The organism is Streptomyces sp. NPDC043427 (assembly GCF_056436655.1).
This window is the reverse complement of sequence record NZ_JBWKCC010000016.1, coordinates 1-22,360: the sequence shown is the minus strand read 5'-3', so window position 1 is coordinate 22,360 and position 22,360 is coordinate 1. Positions and strand designations below refer to the sequence as shown.

Sequence of the window (22,360 nt, the reverse complement as noted above, 5' to 3'; positions counted from 1 at the left end):
TCGATCAGCCGGCGTCGGCCGGCGACGGCGGGATCGTGGCGAGCGTGACGGTGAAGGCCGTGCCGACGCCTACGGTGCTCTCCACGGCGATCGTCCCCTGGTGGTCGGTCACGATCTGGCGGGCGATGGACAGCCCCAGGCCACTTCCTCCGGTGGCGCGGCCCCGTGCCGCGTCCGCCCGCCAGAAGCGGTCGAAGACATGCGGCAGGTCCTTGGCGGGTATTCCCTTTCCGGTGTCCCGCACCTGAAGGAACGCGAGATCGCCGTGCCGGTCCAGGGCCAGTGTCACCGTGCCGCCCGGTGCCGTGGCCCTCAGCGCGTTGCCGACCAGATTGCCGACGACCTGGCGCAGTCGGTCGGCGTCGGCGATGACGTCCACAGCTCGCGGCGCCTCCAGCCGCAGAGCGACTCCTGCCGCGTCGGCCTGGGCACGGTGAGCCGTGGCGGCGGCTTCGAGGAGCTCGCGCAGGTCGACGCGCACCCGGTGGTAGGTGAGTGCACCGGCCTCGGCCAGCGCGAGATCCTGGAGGTCGTCGACGATCCGCTGCTGCAGCAGTGCCTCCTCGTGGAGGGAATCGAGCAGCTCGGGGGTCGGCTCGACGACCCCGTCCCGCAGGGCCTCCAGATAGCCGCGCAGATTGGCCAGCGGGGTGCGCAGCTCGTGGGCGATGTCACCGGTGAGGCGGCGCTGGCGTTCCTCGCCGGCCTGTATGGACTCCGCCATCCGGTTGAAGGCACGGCCGAGTTGGGCGATCTCGTCCCGGCCGGAGACGGGGACCCGCCGTCCCAGGTCTCCCTCGCCCAGCCCCGCGGCGGCCAGGGTCATGGCACGGACCGGGCGCAGCACCGCCCGGCTCAGGAGCAGGGCGCCGAGCACGGCGGCGAGGGCGACGCCGCCTGCGACGGCCATCGTGGGTGCCGCGGCCAGGGTGGGCGGGGACTCGTCCCGGACGCCGAGACGGATCACCAGGCGTGGCGGCGCGGCGGAGCCCACGCGCTCGTTGAACACCCGCTGCAGGCAGGTGATGAACTGCTGCTCCGACTCGCATGTCCGGATCACCTCGAGGTCCTGCGGAGTCTGCGGGTCCGGTTCGCCTTTCGGCTCCTTGCACTGTTCCGGCCGGCGGTCTGTGCTGATCCGGGGTACGCCGGTGTCGTCCGGCCGGGCCGTCACCTCGGCCCCCGCCCGGGTCAGACAGGCCGCGTACGCCGCTTCGGCCCGGTACTGGGCGATCGCGGTCGCCGTCAGCTTCATCGAGGTCCGCGGTAGCTGTCCCGCGGGGATCCGCAGGAGGGGACGCGGATCGACCAGCACGGGCGGCTGGCTGCTCACCGGGCGGGGGGCACGGCCCTCGAGCGCGTCGGAATCGGCGAGCAGGACGTCGTTCTCGGTGGCGACCCGGATGCGCTGGCCGGTGTCCTTGGCCAGGCGGCTCACCGTCGGCGAGAGGCCCTCCCAGGTGCCGTGCGCGAACCCGTACGCGCGGAGGTCGCCGGTGATCCGGGAGACCTCCTGCCGTCCCGCGGTGACACTCTCCTGGACCTGGAGGTTCGCCTGACGCAGGGTCAACCAGGCGGTGGCGGCGGTGGCGGCCATCGCGACCAGCATCAACAGGCCGAGTACCCGGAGCCGGAAGCTCATCGCGTGCCACCCCGCCCATATGCCAGGACGTGTGTGCTCAACGGGACTCGGATGCTCGTCAAGGGGGCGCTTCCGGCAGAAAGGACTGTGGAGTGGCGCATTTCCTCTCCCGGTATTTTCGGTCTCTCGTGGGCAGTAATTGACCTAGTACGCTCGCCGGCACTCCCGCAGGAGTGCTGGGCAAGCAGGACTGACGGTGCGTCAAGGGCGGTCTCACCGAGGCCGCCCTTGACACGGACGGGCCGCTCAGGAGCCGGACAGGGCCTCCGTCGGTGGCAGGCGGCTCGCCCGTACCGCCGGATACAGTCCGGCGATCATGCCGATGACCAGGGTGCAGCCGATCCCCGCCGCACTCGCCCACACCGGGACGACCGTCGGCCAGTCGCGGCTGAGGGCGTAGGCCGCCGTGATCGCCGTCCCCAGCACCGTCCCGCCGAGGCCGCCGATGAGCGACAGCAGCAGCGACTCCGTCACGAACTGGGTCCGGATCTGGCCGCGGGTCGCCCCCAGCGCCCGGCGCAGGCCGATCTCGGGGCGCCGCTCCATGACCGAGATGACCATCGTGTTGCCGACCCCGACGCCACCGACGAGCAGCGCCACGCCACCGAGGCCGAGCAGCAGCCCGGTAAGCGCCGACTCGGTGGCCTCGCGGGCGGCGAGCGCGTCGGAGGGCCGGGAGATCCGGACCTCTCCCGGTTTCTCCGGGTACGCCGTGGCCGGCAGCACGGCCCGCACCTGCGCGATCTGGCCGTCCTCGGCGCGCAAGTAGACCGTCGACGGATGGCCGCCGAAGCGCAGGTACGTCCGGGCCGCCGGCCAGCCGACCAGCGCCGCGCTGTCGATCTCCGGCGCGAGCGGTACGGGATCGAGGACGCCGACGAGGGAGAACCAGCGGTCGCCGAGCCAGACCCGGGTCCCCGGTGTGTACACGTCGAGCCGGCCTGCGGCCGTGGAGCCGAGCACGACCGCCGGGTACTGCTCGGTCGCGGAATCCAGCCAGCGGCCCCGGCGGACGTGGCCGCCGACGGCCGGGAGCAGGTGCGTGTCGGCCGCGAGGACCTCGAGGGAGCCGGTGCGTCCGATGGCGATGTGCTCATTGCGGTAGATGTGTGCGCCGGTGGCGCCGGTGGCGGCGACCTGCTGCACGGGCGGGATGCGGCCGATCATCGCGACGGCCTCGTGGGGCAGCTCGGCCTCGGTGCCGTCGAGTGAGTCGCCGGGGGCGACCCGCAGCAGGTTGGTGCCGAGCGCGTCGAGTCGGCGGTCCACCTCCGCCCGGCCGGAGCCGGAGATTCCGACCACCGCGATCATGGCGGCGACGCCGATCGCGATCCCGAGCGCGGAGAGGAAGATCCGCAGGGGACGAGTCCGCAGCCCGGTCCCGCCGAGCCGCACGATGTCCTGAGGACCGAGGCGGGCGGCCCGCAGTCGGCCGCCCGTGCCACCGATGTCACCGCTCGCTCGTCCGCGGCCACGTCCGTCGCCCCTGCGGGGGCCGGACTGCAGGGCTGGTGGGGCGTCGTCCATGGACGGGCCGTTCGTCGTGACGTCGGTCATCGGACCGCCTCGTTCGGCGCGGCATCGGTCGCGGTGTCCGCCACCACGCGGCCGTCGCGCATCTCGATACGGCGGGGCAGCCCGGCCGCGATCTCCCGGTCGTGGGTGATGATCACGACCGTGGTCCCGGCGGCGTTCAGCTCGCACAGCAGACCGAGTACGGCCTCCCCGGAAGCGGAGTCCAGGTTGCCGGTCGGCTCGTCCGCCAGCAGGACCGCCGGTTCGCCGATCACCGCCCGGGCCACCGCCACCCGCTGGCGCTCGCCGCCGGACAGCTGGTGTGGGAGGTGGTGGACGCGGTGGCTGAGGCCGACCCGTTCCAGCGCCACCGCCGCGTCGGCCCGGCGGCGGCGTAGCGGTACTCCGGCGTACAGCAGCCCGTCGGCCACGGAGTCCAGGACCGGAACCCCTACCGCCAGATGGAACTGCTGGAAGACGAAGCCGATCCGGGTGGCCCGCAGCGCTGACACCTCACGGTCCGTCAGCTTCGCCACGTCGTGGCCGTCGACCAGCACCCGCCCGGCGGAGGGCCGGTCGAGGCTGCCCATGAGGTTCAACATGCTGGACTTGCCCGAGCCCGACGGGCCGACGACCGCGACGAGTTCGCCGCGCCCGATGCTCAGGCTCACGTCCCGTACCGCCGCCACACCACCGGGGTACGTCTTGGAGACCGCGTCGAACTCCACGACCGCCGATGCTCCGCTCACTCCGGGATCCTCACGTTCATGCCCTCGCGAACCGCGCTTCCGCTCACTTCCACCCGGCTGTTGGCGAAGAGCCCGGTCTTCACCGCGACGAACCGGCCGTCCGCTGTCTCCAGGCCGTGGCCGCCCTCGGCCAGGGCGACCAGCGCGGCGACCGGGACGGTGAGGACGTCCGCCCGTTCCCGCCCCACGTACTCGACGGTGACTGGCGCGCTCTCCAGCCGGCCCACGGATTTCTGGTCCTTGATGCTGATGGTCACCGGAACCGTCGGTGCCGCGGAGCCACCCTCCCCGCCTTCCCCCTCGGGCGCGGTCGCGCTCTTCCCCACCGAGGCCACCTCGCCCTTCACCGATTTCCCGTCGGGCAGCGCGATCGTGACGGCGGTGCCGCGCACGGCCCAGGAGTCCTCCGCCGCCGAGGCGTTCACGACGACCTTCCGGGACGTACCGGTGTACGTGAGGACGTCATCGGTGGCCGGCGAGCCGAGCCGGACACTCGCGTGGCCGATCCGTACCTTGCCGGTGGAGTAGACGACGTCCCCGATGCCGACCGTGCCGGTCTGGGGGAGTCCGAGGGATTTCTGCCAGCGCTTGACCGCGCGGGCGGTGAGGTCGGTGAACTCCTCGTCGACTGTGAAGCCGGTGTAGCCGAGAGCGGCGAGATTGCTCTCGAACTGCAGGACGTCCATCCCGCGCAGAGTGCCCCCTGTCCCTCCGGCCCCGGCCCCGGCCCCGGCGCCACCTGGCGTCGGCGATCCGGAGGGGTCCGGAGCCCCGGAGGTCTCGTCCGTGCGGCCCTGGTCACCCGAGCCCTGGATGTCCCCCTCGGTCCCGGCCTCCTGCCCGGTGCCCTGCTGGGTGCCCGCGGTCAGGCCCAGCTCCCGGTACATCGGCAGCGTCCCGTGCAGCAGCACCACCGGCCGGTCGTCGACGCGCAGCAGAGTGCCGCCGCGCTGCACGGTCGTGCCCTCCGTGGGCAGCCAGGTCACGGTGCCCGTCGCTTTGACCGGCAGCGGTATCTCAGTGCCGTAGCCCAACTGGCCGTCCACCGTGGTGCGTTCGGTCAGTGTGGTCCGGGTGACCGGGACGGTGGAGCGTGAGCGGGGCGGGGCGGAGGAGCCCGCCTGCGACCCGCCTCCGCCGAGGCCCAGCGCACCGACCACGGCGACTGCCGCCACGACGACCAAAGCCGACGCCACCAGGACCGTTCGCCGACCGCGCGGCGGCGGCACGGGAGCCGCCCCGCGCTCGTGATCGGTCCGCACAACCGTCTCCGCCATCATCAGCCCTTGCCCGCGGGCTGGTCCGCCGGGTCACCGATGATCGGAGCGCAGACACGGGTGGCACGCTTGGCTCCCGCCGACGTCTGGTTCCACTCGGAGCCCTGCGCGGTCCCGTCGGGGCCGGGATCAGGAAAGTCGGGGGCGCCGTTCTTCTGCATGCAGTCGGCGTAGTCACGCTTGACCTTGATCTGCTCGGGGGTGAGCTTGGGCTGGTTGGCGTTCTCGAGGCTCTCGGGGACGGCCGCCTTGAGCGAGGCGCACTTCTCGGAGGCGTCCAGGAACTTCGTGTTCTTCTTCAGCGCCGCGTTGTCGCCGAAGTCGACCTGCCCCTTGGCGTCCGGGTCGGGGGCGTCGACCCCGTTCTCCCGCAGACATTTCACCCACTCGCGCTGGGCGTTCACATACGCGGCCACGTCGTCGCCACCACTCGGCGCGGTCGTCTTGGCGGACGCCTTGTCGCCGCCCGCCGTCGGGACCTTCGGGGTGTCGCCCTCGCCCCCGCAGCCGGCCAGGGTGATCGCCATGACCGACGCCGTCACCACGGCCATCAGCACCCGGTTCGTCCTCATCGGTTCTCCCGCCTCCTGTCGCGCCCGACCGCGGGCGCGGCGGGCCTGCCGACCGTAGGCCGGAGGTGATGAAGAACCTTTGAAGAACCTGTCATCCGATCATGCGGTGCGCTTCGGACAGGACACCACGGCAGCCGGCGACTCCCGCTCGACGGTGGCGCGGAATCAACCGCTCGGCGAGCCCGCCGTGCCGGCACTGCCCGGTGCGGCAGGCCGGCAGTCACGCGTCGTCGAGCCGGCCCGCCGTGAGACGGACACCTGCCCACGGCTGTGACCCTCACCTGCCGGCTGACCGTCCGCGGTCGGCAAGTCGCCGGTGTCTCCCCTGGGCGGGTGGGGCCCCTGCGGCCTGAGCTACGACTTCAGGCGCTTCACGGCCTCCTGAAGTACCTCCGTCTGCTTGCAGAACGCGAACCGCACGAACGGCGCGCCCGCCTCCCGGTAGTCGTAGAAGACCGCGTCCGGGATGGCGACGACTCCCGCGCGCTCGGGCAGGGCGCGGCAGAAGGCGAAGCCGTCTCTCTCGCCGAGGGGACGGATGTCGGTGGTGACGAAGTAGGTGCCGGCCGGCTTGAAGACCTTGAACCCGGCCTCCGCCAGGCCGCTCGACAGCAGGTCCCGCTTGGCCCGCATGTCCGCGCGGAAGCCGGAGAAGTAGCTGTCGGGAAGGGCGAGCGCCTCGGCGACGGCGTACTGGAACGGGCCGGAGGCGGCGTACGTCAGATACTGCTTCGCCGACCGCACCGCCGTCACCAGCTCGGGCGCCGCCGTGAACCAAGCGACTCCTCGTTCACGCACGCACGCATCCGCGTCTGCGGCACGTCGCGCCTCTTCCCCGCCATGGCTTGCGCTCGCCACGCCGAGATCTCACACCCTGCCTGCTTGATCGGCCCATGACCCTATCCTGGCCCCGCTGCGGGGCCAGACACAGGGGGAGGCAGGCAACGATGAGTCGGCGTCCAAGGCCCGGCACACTGGGGGAACTGCTGCGCGGGTACCGGTTCGCGGCCGGGCTCGGCCAGCAGGCGCTGGCCGAGCGGGCGGGGGTCAGCGTCCGGACCCTGCGTTACCTGGAGCAGGGCCAGATCCGCCGACCGCACGCCGACTCGATCCAGCGACTGGTGGCGGCGCTGAACCTGTCCGATGCCGCGCGCACCCGGCTGCTGGAGGCCGGCGAAGCCGCGGCGTCCCCGCCTCGGACGGCAGGACTGCGCGTGACGGTCCTCGGTCCTTTGGCACTGCACCGCGACGGCAGCCTCGTCGAGCTCCCCTCGGTGCTGCAGCGCAGCCTGCTGGGACTGCTGGCCATGCAGCCGGGCGTGGTGGTCGGTACCGACGAGATTGTCGACGTGCTGTGGGGGGAGCAGCCGCCACGTACCTGCCGGCAGTTGGTGCAGACCTACGTCAGACGCCTCCGTGATCTGATCGACCCCGACCGGCCGGGGCCCGACGAGGGGCGCGTGCTGCGGGCGACCAAAGGCGGGTATTGGGCCGATCTGTCGGCCGAAGAGTCCGATGTGGCCGCCTTCGACGAGTTGCTCGGCCAGGCCCGGCGTGCCGAGACCGGTGGCGACCGTGCCGCCGCGCTTGAGGCGTACGGCCGAGCGCTGGGGTGCTGGCGAGGACCGGTGTTGGCCGATGGCGGCGAGCGGATCCGGGCACATCCGACGGCGGTTGCGATCGGCGGTCGTCAGGTCGCGGCGGCTGTGGCCCGGGCGGACCTGGCGCTCGTGCTCGGCAGCGCGGAGGAAGTGGTCGCCGACCTGCGTGAGCTCAGTACGCGAGAGCCACTGCACGAAGAGCTCGCCGGCCGGCTGATGCTGGCCCTGGCCTCGCGCGGGCAGCAGGCGGCTGCGCTCGACGTCTTCACACGGATCAGCAGGCGGCTCGACGCCGAATTGGGTCTTCAGCCCTCTGCTGCACTGCGCGCCGCGCATCTGCGGGTACTCCGCGGAGAGATACCCCCGAAGCCACCCGCGCTACCCGCCTTACCCGGGCGGGTGTCACCTCCCGCTGCCGACAGGCCGGTCCCGGCGCAGCTTCCCGGGCCGACGCTCGGCTTCACCGGCCGGGATGAGCAGTTGCGGCAGTTGGACGCCCTGCTTCCCGACCCGACGACGAGGGACGGCCATCACCGGACGCAGGGGACGGTGCTGGCGGCGATCACCGGTACCGGTGGCGTGGGCAAGACCGCCCTGGCGGTGCACTGGGCGCACCGGGTACGCGATCGCTTCCCGGACGGCGAGCTGTTCGTGGACCTGCGAGGTCACTCGGCGCAGGCTCCGGTGCGTCCGGTCGAGGCGCTGGCCCGGTTCCTGCTGGCGCTGGGCGTGGCAGCGGAGCGCATTCCCGGGACGCCCGAGGCTGCTGCCGACCTGTACCGCACACTGTCCGCCGGACGGCGGATGCTTGTCGTGCTGGACAACGCCGTGGACCCGGAGCAGGTCCGGCCGTTGCTGCCCGGCGGGCCCGGCTGCGTGGTGCTGGTCACCAGCCGTGACCGGCTGACCGGGTTGGCCGCCCGTGACGGGGCCCGACGTATCGGGGTGGACGTACTGGCTCCCGAGGAGTCCAGGCTGCTGCTGCGCCGCACGCTGGGCGAGAGCCGGGTCGACGCGGACCCGCAGGCTGCGGCGGACCTCGCTCACGCCTGCGGCCACCTCCCCCTGGCCCTGCGGATCTCGGCCGCCAACCTCGACCACACCCCCTGGCGTACTCTGCGCGACCAGGCCGACGAGCTGCGCGAGGGCGACCGGCTGACCGCCCTGTCCGTCACCGGCGACCAGACCACCGCCGTACGGACTGCCTTCAGTCTCTCCTACCACGCTCTCGACGCCCCGGTCCGGCGGGTGTTCCGCTTGCTGGCCCTGCTGCCCGGCCCGGAAACGGGCCTTCAGGCCGCCGCCGTCGTCACGGGCACCACGATCGAGGACGCCGCCCGGCTGGTGGAGCGGCTCACCGCCGCCCACCTGCTCCGCGAGCACCGGCCCGGACGCTACCGCTTCCACGACCTTGTGGCACTGTACGCCGCCGAACGGCTCCGCCTGGAGGAGACCGACACCTCCCGCCGATCCGCCTCGGATGCCCTCTACACCTGGCTGCTGGCCGCGGTGGATCGCTGCGCGCTCCTGCTCTACCCCGGGATGAAACAGCGCCTGCCCGGTGACGAGGACGCTGCCCGGAGCGATGCGGCACTGCCGGAGATCACTGACGCCGCAGCGGCGATGCGCTGGCTGGATGCCGAACTGCCCAACCTGGCGGCGGCCGTTCACCGGGCCGCCGCCGAGGGCCATCCGGCGGCCTGGCTGCTCGCCAACGCCCTGCGCGGCTATGCCTGGATCCGCAAGCACACTGTGGACTGGACGGCCCTCGGCCAGGCCGCTCTGGCCGCTGCCTGCGCCGCCGGAGAGCCTCTCGCCGAGGCCGCCATGCACCACTTACTCGGCCACGCGCACGTGCAGCAGGGCCGCGTCGGCACCGCGATCACCCACTTCGAGCGGCTGCTCGCCCTCGCCGAGGCCGTCGGCTGGCTGGAGGGCGCCGCCATCGCGCACACCAACCTCAGCATGGTCACCCGGCTCAGCGGCCGGCTGCGGCGCAGCGCGGAGCACCTGGAGCGGGCCGCGGAACTCGACCAGCGGGGCGGCCTGTCGGACGGGCACCCTGTCGTCCTCGGCAACCTGGCCCACGTACTGCGTGACCTGGGCCGCCTGTCCGAGTCGCTCGACTGCCTCGTTCGGGCGGAGCGCCTTCCGGCCGCCCTGGACAATCAGCACAACCGGATACGCAGGCTGGCCGACCTCGGTCGTACCCGGCACCTGCTCGGCGACACGGCGGAGGCGGCGCGCCACCTTCAGGCGGCTCTGGTGATGGCCCGGGAGTGCGGCGATCTGGGAGGCGAGGCGTACGTGCTGCGGCTGACGGCCTCCTCCCGCAGGGACGCGGGCGACCTCGTCCGCGCCCTGGAACTGGCACGGACCGCCACCGTCCTCAGCGACCAGGACGTCGACGACTATTTCCGGGCTGCCGCCCGTCTCACCCTCGGCAGTGCACTGCTCGCCCTCGGCCGGTACGGCGAAGCCTCCGAGGCGTGGTGGGAGGCGCTGAAGCTGGCCCGTGAGCGCGGCGCGCATGACCTGGAGGCGCGCTCCCTGATCGGGCTGGCGTCCGGCCGGCGTCCCCTGGACCGCGAACAGGTGGCCACAGCGCTGGGCATCGCCCGCCGCACGGAGTACGTCCTGGTGGAAGGCGAGGCACTGACCGTCCTGGCCCGCGGCGGCCTTGAGCACGGCGAACCCGCCGTCGCGGCCGAGTACGCCCGGCAGGCCCTGGCCATGCACCGCCGCTCCGGTCACCGCAAGGGTCAGGCCCAGGCCCTGGACCTGCTCGGCCAGGCCGTCGACGCGACGGGCGAGGAGGACCCTGCGCCGTACTGGCGAGAGGCCCTGGAGATCTTCGACACGCTTGGCGACCGCCACGCCGCAGCAGCACGACAGCGGCTCGTCACCGCGGAAAGGGGCGTGTGCCGCCGGCACCGGGACACCCCCGACACCTCTGCCGATTCGACAGCACCTGGACCGGGCGCCTCGCCCGCACCAGTGCCATGACCTTGTGCCGCCCGGACCACGCTGTGAGCCGGTGGGGCCCATGCGGCGTCGAGCAGGTGCAGCGGGACCGCGGCGATCGGGGCCTGCCTGCCGAAGCGCTGCCGGGCGGTGTCGAGGCAGCGGGCGCTGACGCCTTGGGTGAGAGTGGGGAGCCCAAGCGCGGCAGAGCCCCGGCCGGGCACCCCTGAGCGGGGAGCCCGGCCGGGAGGACGGTCAGACCCGCGGCTGGTTGCAGCGGTTCGGACGCCCGTGCCGCAGGACGACGTACCGGACGACGTGTGGCGGCCGAACGCGTCCCGGTCGTGGACCTGGTTGAGGTCAGAGCGCTGTGACCTTCTTCCAGGTCAGTTCTCTCTGGTCGCCGTGGCGCCAGCCGCGGGTGCGGACCTGGTCGGTGCGGGGCTTGTCGCGCTGGTCGAGATAGGGGCTCCTGGCGTCGACGTTCTGCCCGCTGTCGTAGTAGGACTGCAGCGCCGCGGCATCCCAGCCGTCCCCGCTCTCCTGTCCTCCCCAGGACCAGAGTTCGTCGTGCGCGCCGCTGCCGCTGCTCCCCTCGGGCTCCATCACCACAGGGGTCTCGTTGCCACCGTGGAAGGCCATCACCTGGTCCTTGCCCAGGTTGTACAGCGTGAACTGCCCGTCGATGCCGAACTGCTTCCACCGGCAGTAGAAGTTGCCCTTGGCGGCCTCCTTGGACATCATCCAGGTTCCGTTGTTGTCGGGCGAGGCGCACAGCACGGCGTCGGTGAACCTGCCGTTCTGCAGCCACATCCCCGAAGCGGTGGCGGCGGCCGAGGCCGACGTGGCCGGCGCAGCGGTGATGCAGAGCGCGGCGAGGCCGGCCGCTGCGGCGAGGCGGGCTCCGAGGCGGCGTCGGCTCTGAGAAACCCGTGTGGATGAAGACATGTGAAGGCACTCCCTACCTGTTGTCCGAGGGCTGAGAGCCTGGACAGGCTCCCCTGCCAGGTGTGTGTCCCCTCCACCAGCTCCGGAGTGGACATGTCAAAACTATGGGTGGGCGTGTGCAACCCGCCGCACGCGCAACGCAACGGAAATCCCCTGCTGGCAACGGTGATGGGGCAAGAACCGGCAAGGCGTGCGGCTGCCCGGCGGTGCCGCTTACCGCTGTGGGCACGCTCTCCACAGCCAGGCGGGTGGTGGGCATGTCCTGGGGAGCCCGCTCTCGGCGAGCGGCTCAGCTCCTGCGGCGGGCAGGCGCCGCGGATCGCCTCCCCGCTCCGCCGGGCCCCCTGGCCGACATGTCGCAGCCAGAGCCGCCGCTCTGGGATGCCTGCGTGTGACGCACCGAGACGCGCCCGACATGAAGCGCTCCGTCCGCCTTGTACGCACCGGCTCGGCAGACGGTGCAGGTGCTGGGCCGACCGGAGCCGAAGAGAAGGCCGAGGACGACCGGCCGCGTATGACGGTGGTCAGCGCGCGAATGCCTTGCGGAGCCGTTCCGTCGCGTCCGCCAGCACCTCGACGCGCTTACAGAACGCGAACCGGACGTAGGGTGCCCCCGTCTCTTTGTGGTCGTAGAAGACCGCGTTCGGGATGGCGACGACACCCGCCCGCTCGGGGAGGGCGCGGCAGAAGGCGAAGCCGTCGCTCTCGCCGAGGGGGCGGATGTCGGTGGTGACGAAGTATGTGCCTGCGGGCCGGAACACCTTGAAGCCCGCCTGCTCCAGCCCGTCCGCGAGCAGCTCCCTCTTGCCCCGCATGTCGGTGCGGAACTCCTCGAAGTAGCTGTCCGGCAGGCGCAGGGCCTCCGCGACGGCGTGCTGGAAGGGGCCGGAGGCGACGTACGTCAGGAATTGCTTGGCGGAACGGACGGCGGTCACGAGTTCCGCGGTGCTGGTGACCCACCCGACCTTCCAACCCGTGTACGAGAACGTCTTGCCGCTCGACCCGATCGTGACCGTCCGCTCCCGCATACCGGGGAACGTCGCCAGCGGCACGTGCTCGGCCTCGTCGAACACCAGGTGCTCGTACACCTCGTCGGTGACCACGAGCAGGTCCCGTTCGACCGCCAGCTCGGCGATCGCGGTCAGCTCCGCGCGGGTGAGGACCGTGCCGGTCGGGTTGTGCGGGGTGTTGATCAGCAGCAGCCGGGTGCGGTCGGTCACCGCGTCCCGCAGCTCGTCCAGGTCCAGCCGGAAGCTGCTCTCGTGCGGCCGCAGCGTCACCGGCACCCGCTTGCCGCCCGCCATCGCGATGCAGGCCGCGTACGAGTCGTAGTACGGCTCCAGGGCGACGACCTCGTCACCCGGCTCCAGGAGCGCCAGCAGCGACGCCGCGATGGCCTCCGTCGCGCCCGCCGTGACCAGCACCTCCGTGTCGGGGTCGTACGACAGGTCGTAGCGGCGGCGCTGGTGCTCCACGATCGCGGTGCGCAGCTCCGGGACGCCAGGGCCCGGCGGGTACTGGTTGCCCCGGCCGTCGCGCAGGGCGCGCACAGCGGCCTCGCGGATCTCCTCGGGGCCGTCCGTGTCGGGGAAGCCCTGCCCTAGATTGATGGATCCGGTCGTCAGGGCCAGGGCGGACATCTCGGCGAAGATCGTCGTCCCGAACTCGGCGAGGCGGCGATTGAGGATCGGACGTGCGCTGGAGGTCATGCCGGTCATCCTGCGCCGAAGCCCGGGAGTTCCTCAACCGGTCCGGGGGTCGTGTCCGGCGCCGGCCGCCGGACAACGCCCGGCCGGAAACCCCCGGCCGGGCGTCTCGCCGCGGTCCTGGCCACAGCCGGTTGATCAGCTGTCCCCGGGATCAGGCGGGCGGGCCGCCGAAGGAGGTCCAGTCGGACCAGGCGTCGTCGGGGTCGGTGCTCACCTTCCACGAGGACACCGAACCGCTGTCGGTGCCGACCACGATCTGCGGGCGGCCGTCGGTCAGGGTTGCCACACCCACGCTGCGGGCCGATCCCGGAAGACCGTTGAACTTTGTCCAGTCGGCCCAGGCGGCGCTCGCGTCGGTGGTCAGCTTCCAGGTGGACCACAGCTCGCCGCCGTCGGACACGGCGAATATCTGGGGCCGTTCGTCCGTGAGCGGGGCCGCGGCGAGCGACACCGCGCGGCCATGGTCGAAGTGGAACTGCTGCCAGCCGGTCCAGGCGGCGTCCGGGTGCTCGGTCACCTTCCAGGTGGTGTACATCCCCTGGGCGCTTCCCGCGAACAGCTGCGGTCGGCCGTCCGTGAGCCGTGCTGACGTCATGCTTCGAACAGACATAGATCCGTCTCCTTCTCATGTCCAAACGGGCATTCACGTCCCTAAGTCCCCGCGTACGTTCCAGCGTTCGCGCGGCCGGGTGGATCCGCAAGTCGGGCACCGGGCGGTGGGCGCGGGTACCAGAACCGGCCGGACCGTGCTCGGCCGGCGGCCCATTGTTGAACGGGCGACGGTCAAGGTCGGCCTGGGTCCGGCTCGGTGAACCGCTGATGGAGCCTCAGAACTTCCTCAACTCTGCTTTGGCCGCGATTCGGGCCGGGCATCCCCCGTTCACGCAACGAGCGAGGCGCCCACGGGGGGCCGCTTCGGGGGAAACGGAAGGAGGGTGACGTCATGGTTTTCGGCATCATCCTTGCGGTGTTCGTGCTCTTCGCCCTGGCGATGGTGATCTCCGCCGCACGCAGGGACCGGCGGGCCAGGCGGTACCGCGGCTCCAGGCGGTCCTACAGCGGGGGAAGCAGTTCCAGCTCCAGCAGTGACAGCGGCAGCAGCTGGTGGGTCGCCGGGGGAGGAGTCGCGGCGTCGTGCGGCTCGTCCTCGGACAGCCACCACTCCTGCGGTGGGGGCTCCTCCTCCTGCGGAAGCAGCTCCTCCTCCTGTGGAGGCGGCGGTTCTTCCTGTGGCGGGGGCGGCGGATGCGGCGGAGGCAGCTGACACGGGGCAGCCGAGCTCCGGCAAGGGGGAAACGCATCCGCAACGCGGGGCCCGTCTCTACCACGGGCCCCGCGTTCGCGTATGCCCGGAGCGCCCCGGCGTACGCCGCGTTTGAACAGTTGAGCTGGGGAGCCCTCTGAGGGGTGGAAATCCCAATATGTTGGGTAAAAGCGCTGTGGCAGCGCCGCTGTTCATGATTCCCTCTCCATCACCAACGCAGCCCTCGGACGTCCAGCGGGACAGCGGGACGCCTTTCCGGCCGGGCTGAGCGGGGCCGATCTCCCGGAGTCGACCGGGGTGCGCGGGACCCACACCCCCTCCTCATCCTCATCTTTGTGCGCTTGTGGAGCCGATGCATGCTCACGACCCTGAACACCGCATACACCGACACGCGCGCGGCCGACCTGGCCTGGACCCTGGGGCGCGAGCCGCTCCCCGCGCTGGCCACACTGGATCTCGAAATGGCCGGCACGAAGCTTCAGTTGAGACTGCTGGGCGCGTCCCACCAGGTGCTTCTCGAGGAGGAGCGCGGCCGTTGTTCGGAGACGGTGGCGTGCATTCCGGGCAGCAGCACCCCGCTCCCGCTGGGCGTCGCCAAGCGGGTGGGCGACTGGGAGTACGAGTTCGCGGCCCATGTCGAGGTCCTCTCGCCGGGCTCCTTCGCGGGCCGCGCCCAGGAGTTGCTCGCCCTCGTCTCCGACCACCCCCATGGACTCGCCGGTGTCTTCCCGGGCAGCCCGCACGCCTTCACCGCGATGCTCGCCCAGCGCCATGACGGGCATGTGCACTGGCGCACCTGGCACGCGTACCCGCAGGACGGGCAGTTGGTGGCGACCAGGACGCGCGTGGGGACGCGGGTGCCGGTGCAGCGGGTGAGCCCGTCCTGCGCCTGACCCGACGCCTGATCCGACGGGCGTCTGCGGCTGCCCCGAAGACGCCCGCACAAACGCATGGTCCTCCCATCAACCCCGAGTTCCACTCATGTGGGTGACGAAGCGTGCCGCACCCGTGACGTAACGTCGCAGTCGTGATCGAACCGCACGCGCCGGCCCCGCCGGGTACCCCACTGCCCTGGCGCGGCCCCGCGCGGCTCCCCGTCCGGCCGGACACCGGACGGTTCCTGGTGCTCGCGGGCGTGTTCGTGTGCGCGGCCTGCGGACTGGTGTACGAACTCGAACTCGTCGCCCTCGCCTCGTACTTGATCGGTGACTCGGTCACACAGACGTCCGTCGTGCTGTCCGTCATGGTCTTCGCGATGGGCGTCGGTTCCCTCGTCGCGAAGCGGCTGCGCCTGCTCGCCGCGGCCGCGTTCGGCTCGATCGAGGCGACGCTCGCGCTCGTCGGCGGCTGCAGCGCGCCCGCGCTGTACGCGGTGTTCGCCTGGGCCGGCGACTGGGGCGGCCTGTGGCTGAACGGCCCGCGCTGCCTCCTGGTGGTCTTCTCCCTCGCCATCGGCCTGCTCATCGGCGCCGAGGTCCCCCTGCTGATGGAGTTGATCCAGCGCATCCGCCGCCAGGACGCGGGCGGCGCGGTCGCCGACCTGTTCGCGGCGGACTACGTCGGCGCGCTCGTCGGCGGCCTGGCCTTCCCCTTCCTGCTCCTGCCGTTCCTGGGCCAGTTGACGAGCTCACTCCTCACCGGCACGGTGAACGTCATCGCCGGCGGCGCTCTGGTCCTCGGCCTCTTCCGCCGCGACCTGACCGGCCGGGCCCGCCGTCTCCTCGTGGTCACCAACGTCGTCGTGCTCGCCGTCCTCGCCACGGCCGCCGTCCTCGCCGACGACTTCGAGCGGGCCGCCCGGCACGCGGTGTACGGCGACGACGTGCGCGTGGCCGTGCGCACCGACGTCCAGGAGCTCGTCGTCACCGGCGGCACGGACGGCCGCTCCCTGGACCTCTACCTCGACGGCCGACTGAGCGTCGACGGCCACGACGAGCGCCCCTACCACGAGGCACTCGTCCGCCCCGCGATGCACGGCCGGCACGCCCATGTGCTCGTCCTCGGCGGCGGCGATGGACTGGCCGTGCGCGAGGTGCTGCGGCACCCCGGGGTCCGCCGGGTCGACGTCGTCGAGCTCGACCCGGCCGTGATCGACCTGGCCCGCACCGACCCGGCCCTGTCCGCCCTGAACGCCCACGCCTACGACGATCCCCGCGTCCGCATCACCACCGGCGACGCCTTCAGCCGCCTGCGCGAGGTGCCGACGGCGTCCTACGACGTCGTCATCGCCGACCTCCCCGACCCGACGACGACGGCCGGCACCAAGCTCCACTCCCAGGAGTTCTACGGCCTCACCCGACGCGCCCTGGCCCCCGACGGCCGCCTCGCCGTCCACGCCGGCTCCCTCACCACCCGCCCCCGTGTCTTCTGGACCGTAGAGACGACGATCCGCTCCGCGGGCCTGCACACCGTCCCCTACGCCGCGATCGGCCACGACGCCGGCTTCGTCCTGGCGTCCCCGGACACGCGGCCGCTGCTGGACACCGCGGACATGAGAGAGCAGACGGACCCGTGGTCCGAGGAGCTGCCGGCGTCGACGTTGGTGCATCCGCGGTACTGAGGAAGAGGGGCTAGGGTCTTTCGTTTGGATCATGCCGGACCCCGCGAGCCCGGCATGATCCAAACGAGAGGCCCTAGCCCTTTCAGCCCGTCCGGCGCTTGAGGACGAGGCCCGTTCAGGGCCGAAAGCGGGGGACCGGGGGCGGCAGCCCCCAGCAGGCCCGGGCACCAGCACACCGCGCCCCGACAGCCCAGGCCCACCTGAACGGCTCCCCCAGCTCGCGCCCCACGCCGTGGCCCTGCAAGGTGCGGGAGTGTGAGCCACGCCAGCACCCTCACCTCCCGCCCCACAGTCGCCCTCTCCCGACGCCCCCTGGCGGCAGCGCCCACCGCCCTGGGCCTCTTCGCCGCCGCCCGCCTCACCGGCGCTGCCGTCCTCGCGCTGACCGCCTGGGCGACGGGCAGGCAGCCCCTGGCGCTGCTCGGCCGGTCCTGGGACTCCCTCTGGTACGTGGGAATCGCCGCCCACGGCTACGGCCACACCCTGACCTTCGGCCCCGGCATCGTCCACAGCGACCTGGCCTTCTTCCCGCTCTACCCGGCCCTGGTCCGCGCGGTGACGGAGCTCGGCCCGCTGAACGGGGGCACCGCGGGACTGCTCGTGTCGTGGACGGCGGCCGCGGTGGCCGCCTGGGGGATCCACGCCCTCGGCGCCCGTCTGCACGGCCGGGCCGTCGCCACCGCGCTCGTACTGCTCTGGGCGCTGCTGCCGCACTCCGTGGTGCTGTCGATGGCGTACACGGAGCCGGTGCTCACCGCGTTCGCCGCCTGGTCGTTGTACGCGGTGCTGAACCGGAACTGGGTGTGGGCGGGCGCCCTCGCCGCGCTGGCTGGGCTCGCGCGGCCCAACGGGGTCGCGGTCACGGCGGCGGTGCTCGTGGCGGCGGCGCAGGAGGTGTGGCGGTCGCGCGGACGGGTTTCCCACAGGCTGTGGACGGGCGTGGCGCTCGCCCCGATCGGCTGGACGGGGTACGTCCTGTGGGTCGGTCACCGCAGGGGCGACCTGCTCGGCGGGTACTTCGCCGTGCAGCGGCTGTGGGGCTCGCGCTTCGACCTCGGCCACGGCTCGCTGCACGTCGTCCGCCATCTGCTGCTGCACGCGGACCGGCTCGTCTTCCCGATGACCATGGTGATCGTCGCGGCGGCCGTCCTGCTGTACGCGCTGCTGCTCGTGGACCGCGCGCCGCTGCCGCTGGTCGTCTACAGCGGTGTCCTGCTGCTGATCACGCTGGGCGGCTCGGGCTTCTTCGAGTCCAAACCGCGCTTCCTGCTGCCGGCGTTCCCGCTGATGCTGCCACTGGCGCGGGCGCTGGTGCGGACGGCGAGAGCCCGGCCCTGGCACGCGACCGTGGTGGTCGCGAGCCTGGCCGGGCTCTCGTTCGCTTACGGCGCGTACCTGGTCGTCCTGGCGAACACGCCGCTGTAGATCTGGCGGACCGGTGGATCCGGTCCGTCCGGGCCCCGAGGACTACTCCTCGTCGTCCTCGGGCTTCTCCGCGTCGTTGACCTCCTGCTCGAGGCCGAGCTGCTCGACGAGCCACTTGTCGAACTCGATGGCGGCGCGTACCCAGCTGACCGTCGAGGAGACGAAGAACTCGATGTTGACACCGGCGCCGATCAGCATCTGCGCCTCGCCGATGAGGCGGACGGTGCCGTCGTCGTGGGTGTGGGTGTAGACCTTCGGCCACAGGGTGCGGCGGTTCCAGTCGTCGATGGACTCGAGCAGCTGCGGCTTCTCGTCGATCTTGTGGGGGCGGTCGTAGAAGGTCCGAACCGAGAAGACCGCCTGGTCCTCCTCGCCACGGAACATGAAGTACGTACGGAACTGTTCCCAGGGCGCCGCGAGGTCGCCCTCCTCGTCGACGACGTACTTCAGCTCCATCTGGTCGAGGAGCTGCTTCACGAGGTCCTGATCCGGGACGACGGGGCCCGCCGGTCCTTGGGGCTGCGGCTCGGGCTGGCCCCCGAAATTCGGAATCGAGGACGGGTCGATGGTCACCGTGATTTTCCCTTCGTACGGATCCTGCCATCCTCCCCCATCCGGGGAGGGGGGTGGCAAGTGCGACGGACGGTGTCAGCCCTGGGCTGACATGATCCTGACGGTCACGAGGCGGAAACGGACCAGAGGCGTACTCGATGTGAACGACGGGCCGCCCCGGAATCCGGGGCGGCCCGTCGTGCCGTGTGCCGCCGTTACAGGGTCTTGCCCGCCGCCGGGCCCACGATCAGCCCCTCACCGAAGGCGTCGACGCGGACCGTGTCGCCGTCCTTGACCTCGCCGGAGAGGATCTCCTTGGCGAGGCGGTCGCCGATGGCGGTCTGGACGAGGCGGCGCAGCGGGCGGGCGCCGTACGCCGGGTCCATGCCCTCGTCGGCGAGCCAGACCAGGGCCGCGTCGGTGACCTCCAGGGTGAGGCGGCGGTCGGCGAGACGCTTGGCCAGCCGGTCGATCTGGAGCCGGGCGATCCGGCTCAGCTCGTCCTTGTTGAGCGCCGAGAAGACCACCAGGTCGTCGAGCCGGTTGAGGAACTCCGGCTTGAAGGAGGTGCGTACGACCTCCAGCACCTGCTCCTTCTTCTCCTCCTCGGTCGACACCGGGTCGACCAGGTACTGGCTGCCCAGGTTGGAGGTGAGGACCAGGATCGTGTTGCGGAAGTCGACCGTGCGGCCCTGACCGTCCGTCAGCCGTCCGTCGTCGAGCACCTGCAGGAGGATGTCGAAGACCTCGGGGTGCGCCTTCTCCACCTCGTCGAGCAGCACCACGCTGTACGGCCGCCTGCGCACCGCCTCGGTCAGCTGGCCGCCCTCCTCGTAGCCGACGTACCCGGGAGGCGCGCCGACGAGCCGGGCCACGCTGTGCTTCTCGCTGTACTCCGACATGTCGATGCGGACCATCGCCCGCTCGTCGTCGAAGAGGAAGTCGGCGAGGGCCTTGGCCAGTTCGGTCTTGCCGACACCGGTCGGGCCGAGGAAGAGGAAGGAGCCGGTCGGGCGGTCGGGGTCGGAGATGCCGGCGCGGGACCGGCGTACGGCGTCGCTCACCGCCCGTACCGCCTCGCTCTGGCCGATGAGCCGCTTGCCGATCTCGTCCTCCATGCGCAGCAGCTTCTGCGTCTCGCCCTCCATGAGGCGCCCGGCAGGGATGCCGGTCCAGGAGGAGACGACGTCGGCGATGTCGTCGGAACCGACCTCCTCCTTGACCATCGTGTCCTTGGCGCCCCCGCCGGAGGCGGAAGATGTCAACGCCTCCTCGGCCTCGGACGCGGCCTCCAGGTCGCGCTCCAGGGCCGGGATCTCGCCGTACAGCAGCTTGGACGCGGTGTCGAAGTCGCCGTCGCGCTGGGCGCGTTCGGCCTGCCCGCGCAGGTCGTCGAGGCGTTCCTTCAGCTCACCGACGCGGTTGAGGGACTGCTTCTCCTTCTCCCAGCGGGCGGTGAGGCCCCGCAGCTCCTCCTCCTTGTCGGCGAGGTCGCGGCGCAGCTTCTCCAGGCGTTCGCGGGAGGCCGGGTCGGTCTCCTTGTCGAGGGCCAGCTCCTCCATCTTCAGCCGGTCGACGCCGCGCTGGAGTTCGTCGATCTCGACGGGGGACGAGTCGATCTCCATGCGGAGGCGGGAGGCCGCCTCGTCGACGAGGTCGATGGCCTTGTCGGGCAGGAAGCGGGAGGTGATGTACCGGTCGGAGAGGGTGGACGCGGCGACCAGCGCGGCGTCGGCGATCTGGACTTTGTGGTGGGCCTCGTAGCGGCCCTTGAGGCCGCGCAGGATGGCGATGGTGTCCTCGACGGTCGGCTCGGCGACCAGCACCTGCTGGAAGCGCCGCTCCAGCGCCGGGTCCTTCTCGATCCGCTCGCGGTACTCGTCCAGGGTGGTCGCGCCGACCATGCGCAGCTCGCCGCGGGCCAGCATCGGCTTCAGCATGTTGCCGGCGTCCATGGCGGAGTCGCCGCCGGCGCCCGCGCCGACGACCGTGTGCAGCTCGTCGATGAAGGTGATGATCTGCCCCTCGGAGTCCTTGATCTCCGCGAGGACGGTCTTCAGGCGCTCCTCGAACTCGCCGCGGTACTTGGCGCCCGCGACCATCGCGCCCAGGTCCAGCGCGACCAGCCGCTTGTCCTTCAGGGACTCGGGCACGTCGCCCTTGATGATCCGCTGGGCGAGCCCCTCGACGACGGCGGTCTTGCCGACGCCGGGCTCGCCGATGAGGACGGGGTTGTTCTTCGTGCGGCGGGACAGGACCTGCACGACGCGGCGGATCTCCTGGTCCCGGCCGATGACCGGGTCGAGCTTGCCCTCGCGGGCGGCGGCGGTGAAGTCGGTGCCGAACTTCTCCAGGGCCTTGTACTGGCCTTCGGGATCGGCGCTGGTGACCCGGCGCCCGCCGCGCGACTTCTGGAACGCCGCCAGCAGCTTCTTCGCGTCGGCGCCCTGCCGGGAGAGCACCTCACCGGCTGCGCCCCCCTTGGCGGCGATCCCGATGAGCAGGTGCTCGGTGGAGAGGTACTCGTCCCCGAGTTCCTTCGCCCTGGCCTGCGCGTCCGCGATGACGGTGAGCAGCTCGCGGTTGGGCTGCGGGGGCGCGACCGTCGACCCGGTCACGCTGGGCAGCGCGGCGAGGGCGCGGTCGGCGCCCGCCCGTACGGAGGCCTGGTCCGCGTCGACCGCGACCAGCAGGTCGATGATGTTCTCGTTGTCCTTGCCCTCCAGCAGCGCGAGCAGCAGGTGGGCGGGGGTGAGGTCGGCGTGTCCCTCGGACACGGCGCGGTTGCTGGCCGCGTTGATCGCGTCCCGGCTCCGGTTGGTCAGCTCGGCGTCCACGTTGCCTGTCTCCTCCTTGCGTCAGCCGTGACTCAATCAACATACGTAAAGTTGAGTCTATTCCACTCAAGGTGGTGAGCCAAGGCGGGGAGCGGGAGTCCGGTAGGCCCGGGCGTCCGCTAAATTCCGGGCTCATGGCCGCATACCCTCAGGATCCTGGCGCACCCGACGCGCCGTATCTCGCCTTCTGGCGCGAACGTCACCTGTGCACGCTGACGACCCTGCGCCCGGACGGCACTCCCCATGTCGTCCCGGTGGGGGTGACGTACGACCCCGAGGCCCGGCTGGCGCGGGTCATCACGAACAAGGCGAGCGCGAAGGCGGGCTTCGTGCGGGCGGCGGGCCCGCAGGGCGCCAGGGTCGCCGTGTGCCAGGTGGAGGGGCGCCGCTGGGCCACGCTGGAGGGCCGGGCCTTCGTCCGCACCGAGCCGGAGCGCGTGGCGCAGGCGGAGCGGCGCTACGAGGAGCGCTACGGGCGCACGCCCGCGCCGAACCCGTCCCGCGTGGTGATCGAGATCGAGCTGACGCGGGCGATGGGGCGGGGCTGACCCGTCCGGCCAAGATGATTTTCGGCCGATTCAGAACGCGTCGGAAACAGGGCGGGAGCAGCACGAATGCCCCGAAAACTGCAGCGGGGGGGGGGGGGGGGGGGGGGGGGGGGGGGGGGGGGGGGGGGGGGGGGGGGGGGGGGGGGGGGGGTCGGGGGGGGGGGGGGGGGGAGGTGGGGGGGGGGGGGGGGGGGGTT

At 71.9% G+C, this 22,360-nt stretch carries 16 protein-coding genes and 1 pseudogene; 6 read left to right on the top strand and 11 right to left on the bottom strand.

Translation table 11 applies throughout. The features are described from left to right. Nucleotides 1–4: 4 nt before the first annotated feature. The 5 genes from AC067M_RS24375 to AC067M_RS24355 form a co-directional block, all read right to left on the bottom strand. On the bottom strand, nt 5–1,642 hold the full coding sequence (locus AC067M_RS24375) for an ATP-binding protein (RefSeq protein ID WP_478699136.1): 1,638 nt from the start codon (nt 1,640–1,642) through the stop codon (nt 5–7). 246 nt (nt 1,643–1,888) lie between these two features. Continuing rightward, nucleotides 1,889–3,199, bottom strand: a complete 1,311-nt coding sequence (locus tag AC067M_RS24370; RefSeq protein WP_478699135.1) for an ABC transporter permease — start codon at nt 3,197–3,199, stop codon at nt 1,889–1,891. Continuing rightward, nucleotides 3,196–3,906, bottom strand: a complete 711-nt coding sequence (locus AC067M_RS24365) for an ABC transporter ATP-binding protein (protein WP_478699134.1) — start codon at nt 3,904–3,906, stop codon at nt 3,196–3,198. The genes AC067M_RS24370 and AC067M_RS24365 overlap by 4 nt, the downstream gene beginning before the upstream one ends. Then, on the bottom strand, nt 3,903–5,168 hold the full coding sequence (locus tag AC067M_RS24360) for a peptidoglycan-binding protein (RefSeq protein WP_478699133.1): 1,266 nt from the start codon (nt 5,166–5,168) through the stop codon (nt 3,903–3,905). Before AC067M_RS24360 ends, AC067M_RS24365 begins: the two co-directional genes overlap by 4 nt. A gap of 17 nt (nt 5,169–5,185) precedes the next feature. Next, entirely contained in the window at nt 5,186–5,755 is a 570-nt protein-coding gene (locus tag AC067M_RS24355) for a hypothetical protein (protein WP_478699132.1), read from the bottom strand. Nucleotides 5,756–5,861: 106 nt separating this feature from the next. Between AC067M_RS24355 and AC067M_RS24350 the strand changes: the two genes are divergently transcribed. Further along, on the top strand, nt 5,862–6,029 hold the full coding sequence (locus AC067M_RS24350; RefSeq protein ID WP_478699131.1) for a hypothetical protein: 168 nt from the start codon (nt 5,862–5,864) through the stop codon (nt 6,027–6,029). A gap of 80 nt (nt 6,030–6,109) precedes the next feature. On the opposite strand, the pseudogene AC067M_RS24345 reads toward AC067M_RS24350, so the two are convergent. Beyond that, nucleotides 6,110–6,538 (bottom strand): annotated as a pseudogene (locus AC067M_RS24345) (aminotransferase class I/II-fold pyridoxal phosphate-dependent enzyme); the annotation flags it as partial. 164 nt (nt 6,539–6,702) lie between these two features. Between AC067M_RS24345 and AC067M_RS24340 the strand changes: the two are divergent. Then, complete coding sequence (locus tag AC067M_RS24340; protein ID WP_478699130.1) at nt 6,703–10,362, top strand: BTAD domain-containing putative transcriptional regulator; 3,660 nt, start codon at nt 6,703–6,705, stop codon at nt 10,360–10,362. 318 nt (nt 10,363–10,680) lie between these two features. Here the strand turns inward: AC067M_RS24340 and AC067M_RS24335 are convergent, their stop codons facing one another. The 3 genes from AC067M_RS24335 to AC067M_RS24325 all read right to left on the bottom strand — a co-directional run bounded on the left by AC067M_RS24335 (nt 10,681) and on the right by AC067M_RS24325 (nt 13,587). Then, nucleotides 10,681–11,268, bottom strand: a complete 588-nt coding sequence (locus AC067M_RS24335; protein WP_478699129.1) for a hypothetical protein — start codon at nt 11,266–11,268, stop codon at nt 10,681–10,683. A gap of 524 nt (nt 11,269–11,792) precedes the next feature. After that, entirely contained in the window at nt 11,793–12,986 is a 1,194-nt protein-coding gene (locus AC067M_RS24330) for a pyridoxal phosphate-dependent aminotransferase (RefSeq protein ID WP_478699128.1), read from the bottom strand. 142 nt (nt 12,987–13,128) lie between these two features. Further along, nucleotides 13,129–13,587 carry a DUF8189 domain-containing protein gene (locus AC067M_RS24325; protein ID WP_478699127.1) on the bottom strand — a complete coding sequence of 153 codons (459 nt, stop codon included), beginning with the start codon at nt 13,585–13,587 and terminating at the stop codon, nt 13,129–13,131. A 1,010-nt stretch (nt 13,588–14,597) separates the two neighbouring features. Between AC067M_RS24325 and AC067M_RS24320 the strand changes: the two genes are divergently transcribed. The 3 genes from AC067M_RS24320 to AC067M_RS24310 all read left to right on the top strand — a co-directional run bounded on the left by AC067M_RS24320 (nt 14,598) and on the right by AC067M_RS24310 (nt 18,226). Continuing rightward, nucleotides 14,598–15,134, top strand: coding sequence for a DUF2617 family protein (locus AC067M_RS24320; protein ID WP_478699126.1), 537 nt, complete (start codon nt 14,598–14,600; stop codon nt 15,132–15,134). A 134-nt stretch (nt 15,135–15,268) separates the two neighbouring features. After that, the gene (locus AC067M_RS24315; protein ID WP_478699125.1) at nt 15,269–16,801 is read left to right on the top strand and encodes a polyamine aminopropyltransferase; all 1,533 of its coding nucleotides are present in this window, start codon (nt 15,269–15,271) and stop codon (nt 16,799–16,801) included. Nucleotides 16,802–17,056: 255 nt separating this feature from the next. Further along, complete coding sequence (locus AC067M_RS24310; RefSeq protein ID WP_478699124.1) at nt 17,057–18,226, top strand: hypothetical protein; 1,170 nt, start codon at nt 17,057–17,059, stop codon at nt 18,224–18,226. 42 nt (nt 18,227–18,268) lie between these two features. Here AC067M_RS24310 and AC067M_RS24305 read toward each other — a convergent pair whose 3' ends face one another. Then, nucleotides 18,269–18,799, bottom strand: a complete 531-nt coding sequence (locus AC067M_RS24305; RefSeq protein WP_393624973.1) for a YbjN domain-containing protein — start codon at nt 18,797–18,799, stop codon at nt 18,269–18,271. Nucleotides 18,800–18,993: 194 nt separating this feature from the next. Then, nucleotides 18,994–21,615, bottom strand: a complete 2,622-nt coding sequence (gene clpB / locus AC067M_RS24300) for an ATP-dependent chaperone ClpB (RefSeq protein ID WP_478699123.1) — start codon at nt 21,613–21,615, stop codon at nt 18,994–18,996. A 134-nt stretch (nt 21,616–21,749) separates the two neighbouring features. Between clpB and AC067M_RS24295 the strand changes: the two genes are divergently transcribed. Next, nucleotides 21,750–22,163 carry a pyridoxamine 5'-phosphate oxidase family protein gene (locus AC067M_RS24295; RefSeq protein WP_478699122.1) on the top strand — a complete coding sequence of 138 codons (414 nt, stop codon included), beginning with the start codon at nt 21,750–21,752 and terminating at the stop codon, nt 22,161–22,163. Nucleotides 22,164–22,360 lie beyond the last annotated feature (197 nt).

Excerpts from the sequence above, each read along its gene's own strand:
- AC067M_RS24330 (WP_478699128.1), bottom strand. The coding sequence starts at position 12,986 with ATGACCGGCATGACCTCCAGCGCACGTCCGATCCTCAATCGCCGCCTC.
- AC067M_RS24370 (WP_478699135.1), bottom strand. The coding sequence starts at position 3,199 with ATGACCGACGTCACGACGAACGGCCCGTCCATGGACGACGCCCCACCA.
- AC067M_RS24335 (WP_478699129.1), bottom strand. The coding sequence starts at position 11,268 with ATGTCTTCATCCACACGGGTTTCTCAGAGCCGACGCCGCCTCGGAGCC.
- AC067M_RS24355 (WP_478699132.1), bottom strand. The coding sequence starts at position 5,755 with ATGAGGACGAACCGGGTGCTGATGGCCGTGGTGACGGCGTCGGTCATG.
- AC067M_RS24340 (WP_478699130.1), top strand. The coding sequence starts at position 6,703 with ATGAGTCGGCGTCCAAGGCCCGGCACACTGGGGGAACTGCTGCGCGGG.
- AC067M_RS24375 (WP_478699136.1), bottom strand. The coding sequence starts at position 1,642 with ATGAGCTTCCGGCTCCGGGTACTCGGCCTGTTGATGCTGGTCGCGATG.
- AC067M_RS24295 (WP_478699122.1), top strand. The coding sequence starts at position 21,750 with ATGGCCGCATACCCTCAGGATCCTGGCGCACCCGACGCGCCGTATCTC.
- AC067M_RS24320 (WP_478699126.1), top strand. The coding sequence starts at position 14,598 with ATGCTCACGACCCTGAACACCGCATACACCGACACGCGCGCGGCCGAC.
- AC067M_RS24325 (WP_478699127.1), bottom strand. The coding sequence starts at position 13,587 with ATGTCTGTTCGAAGCATGACGTCAGCACGGCTCACGGACGGCCGACCG.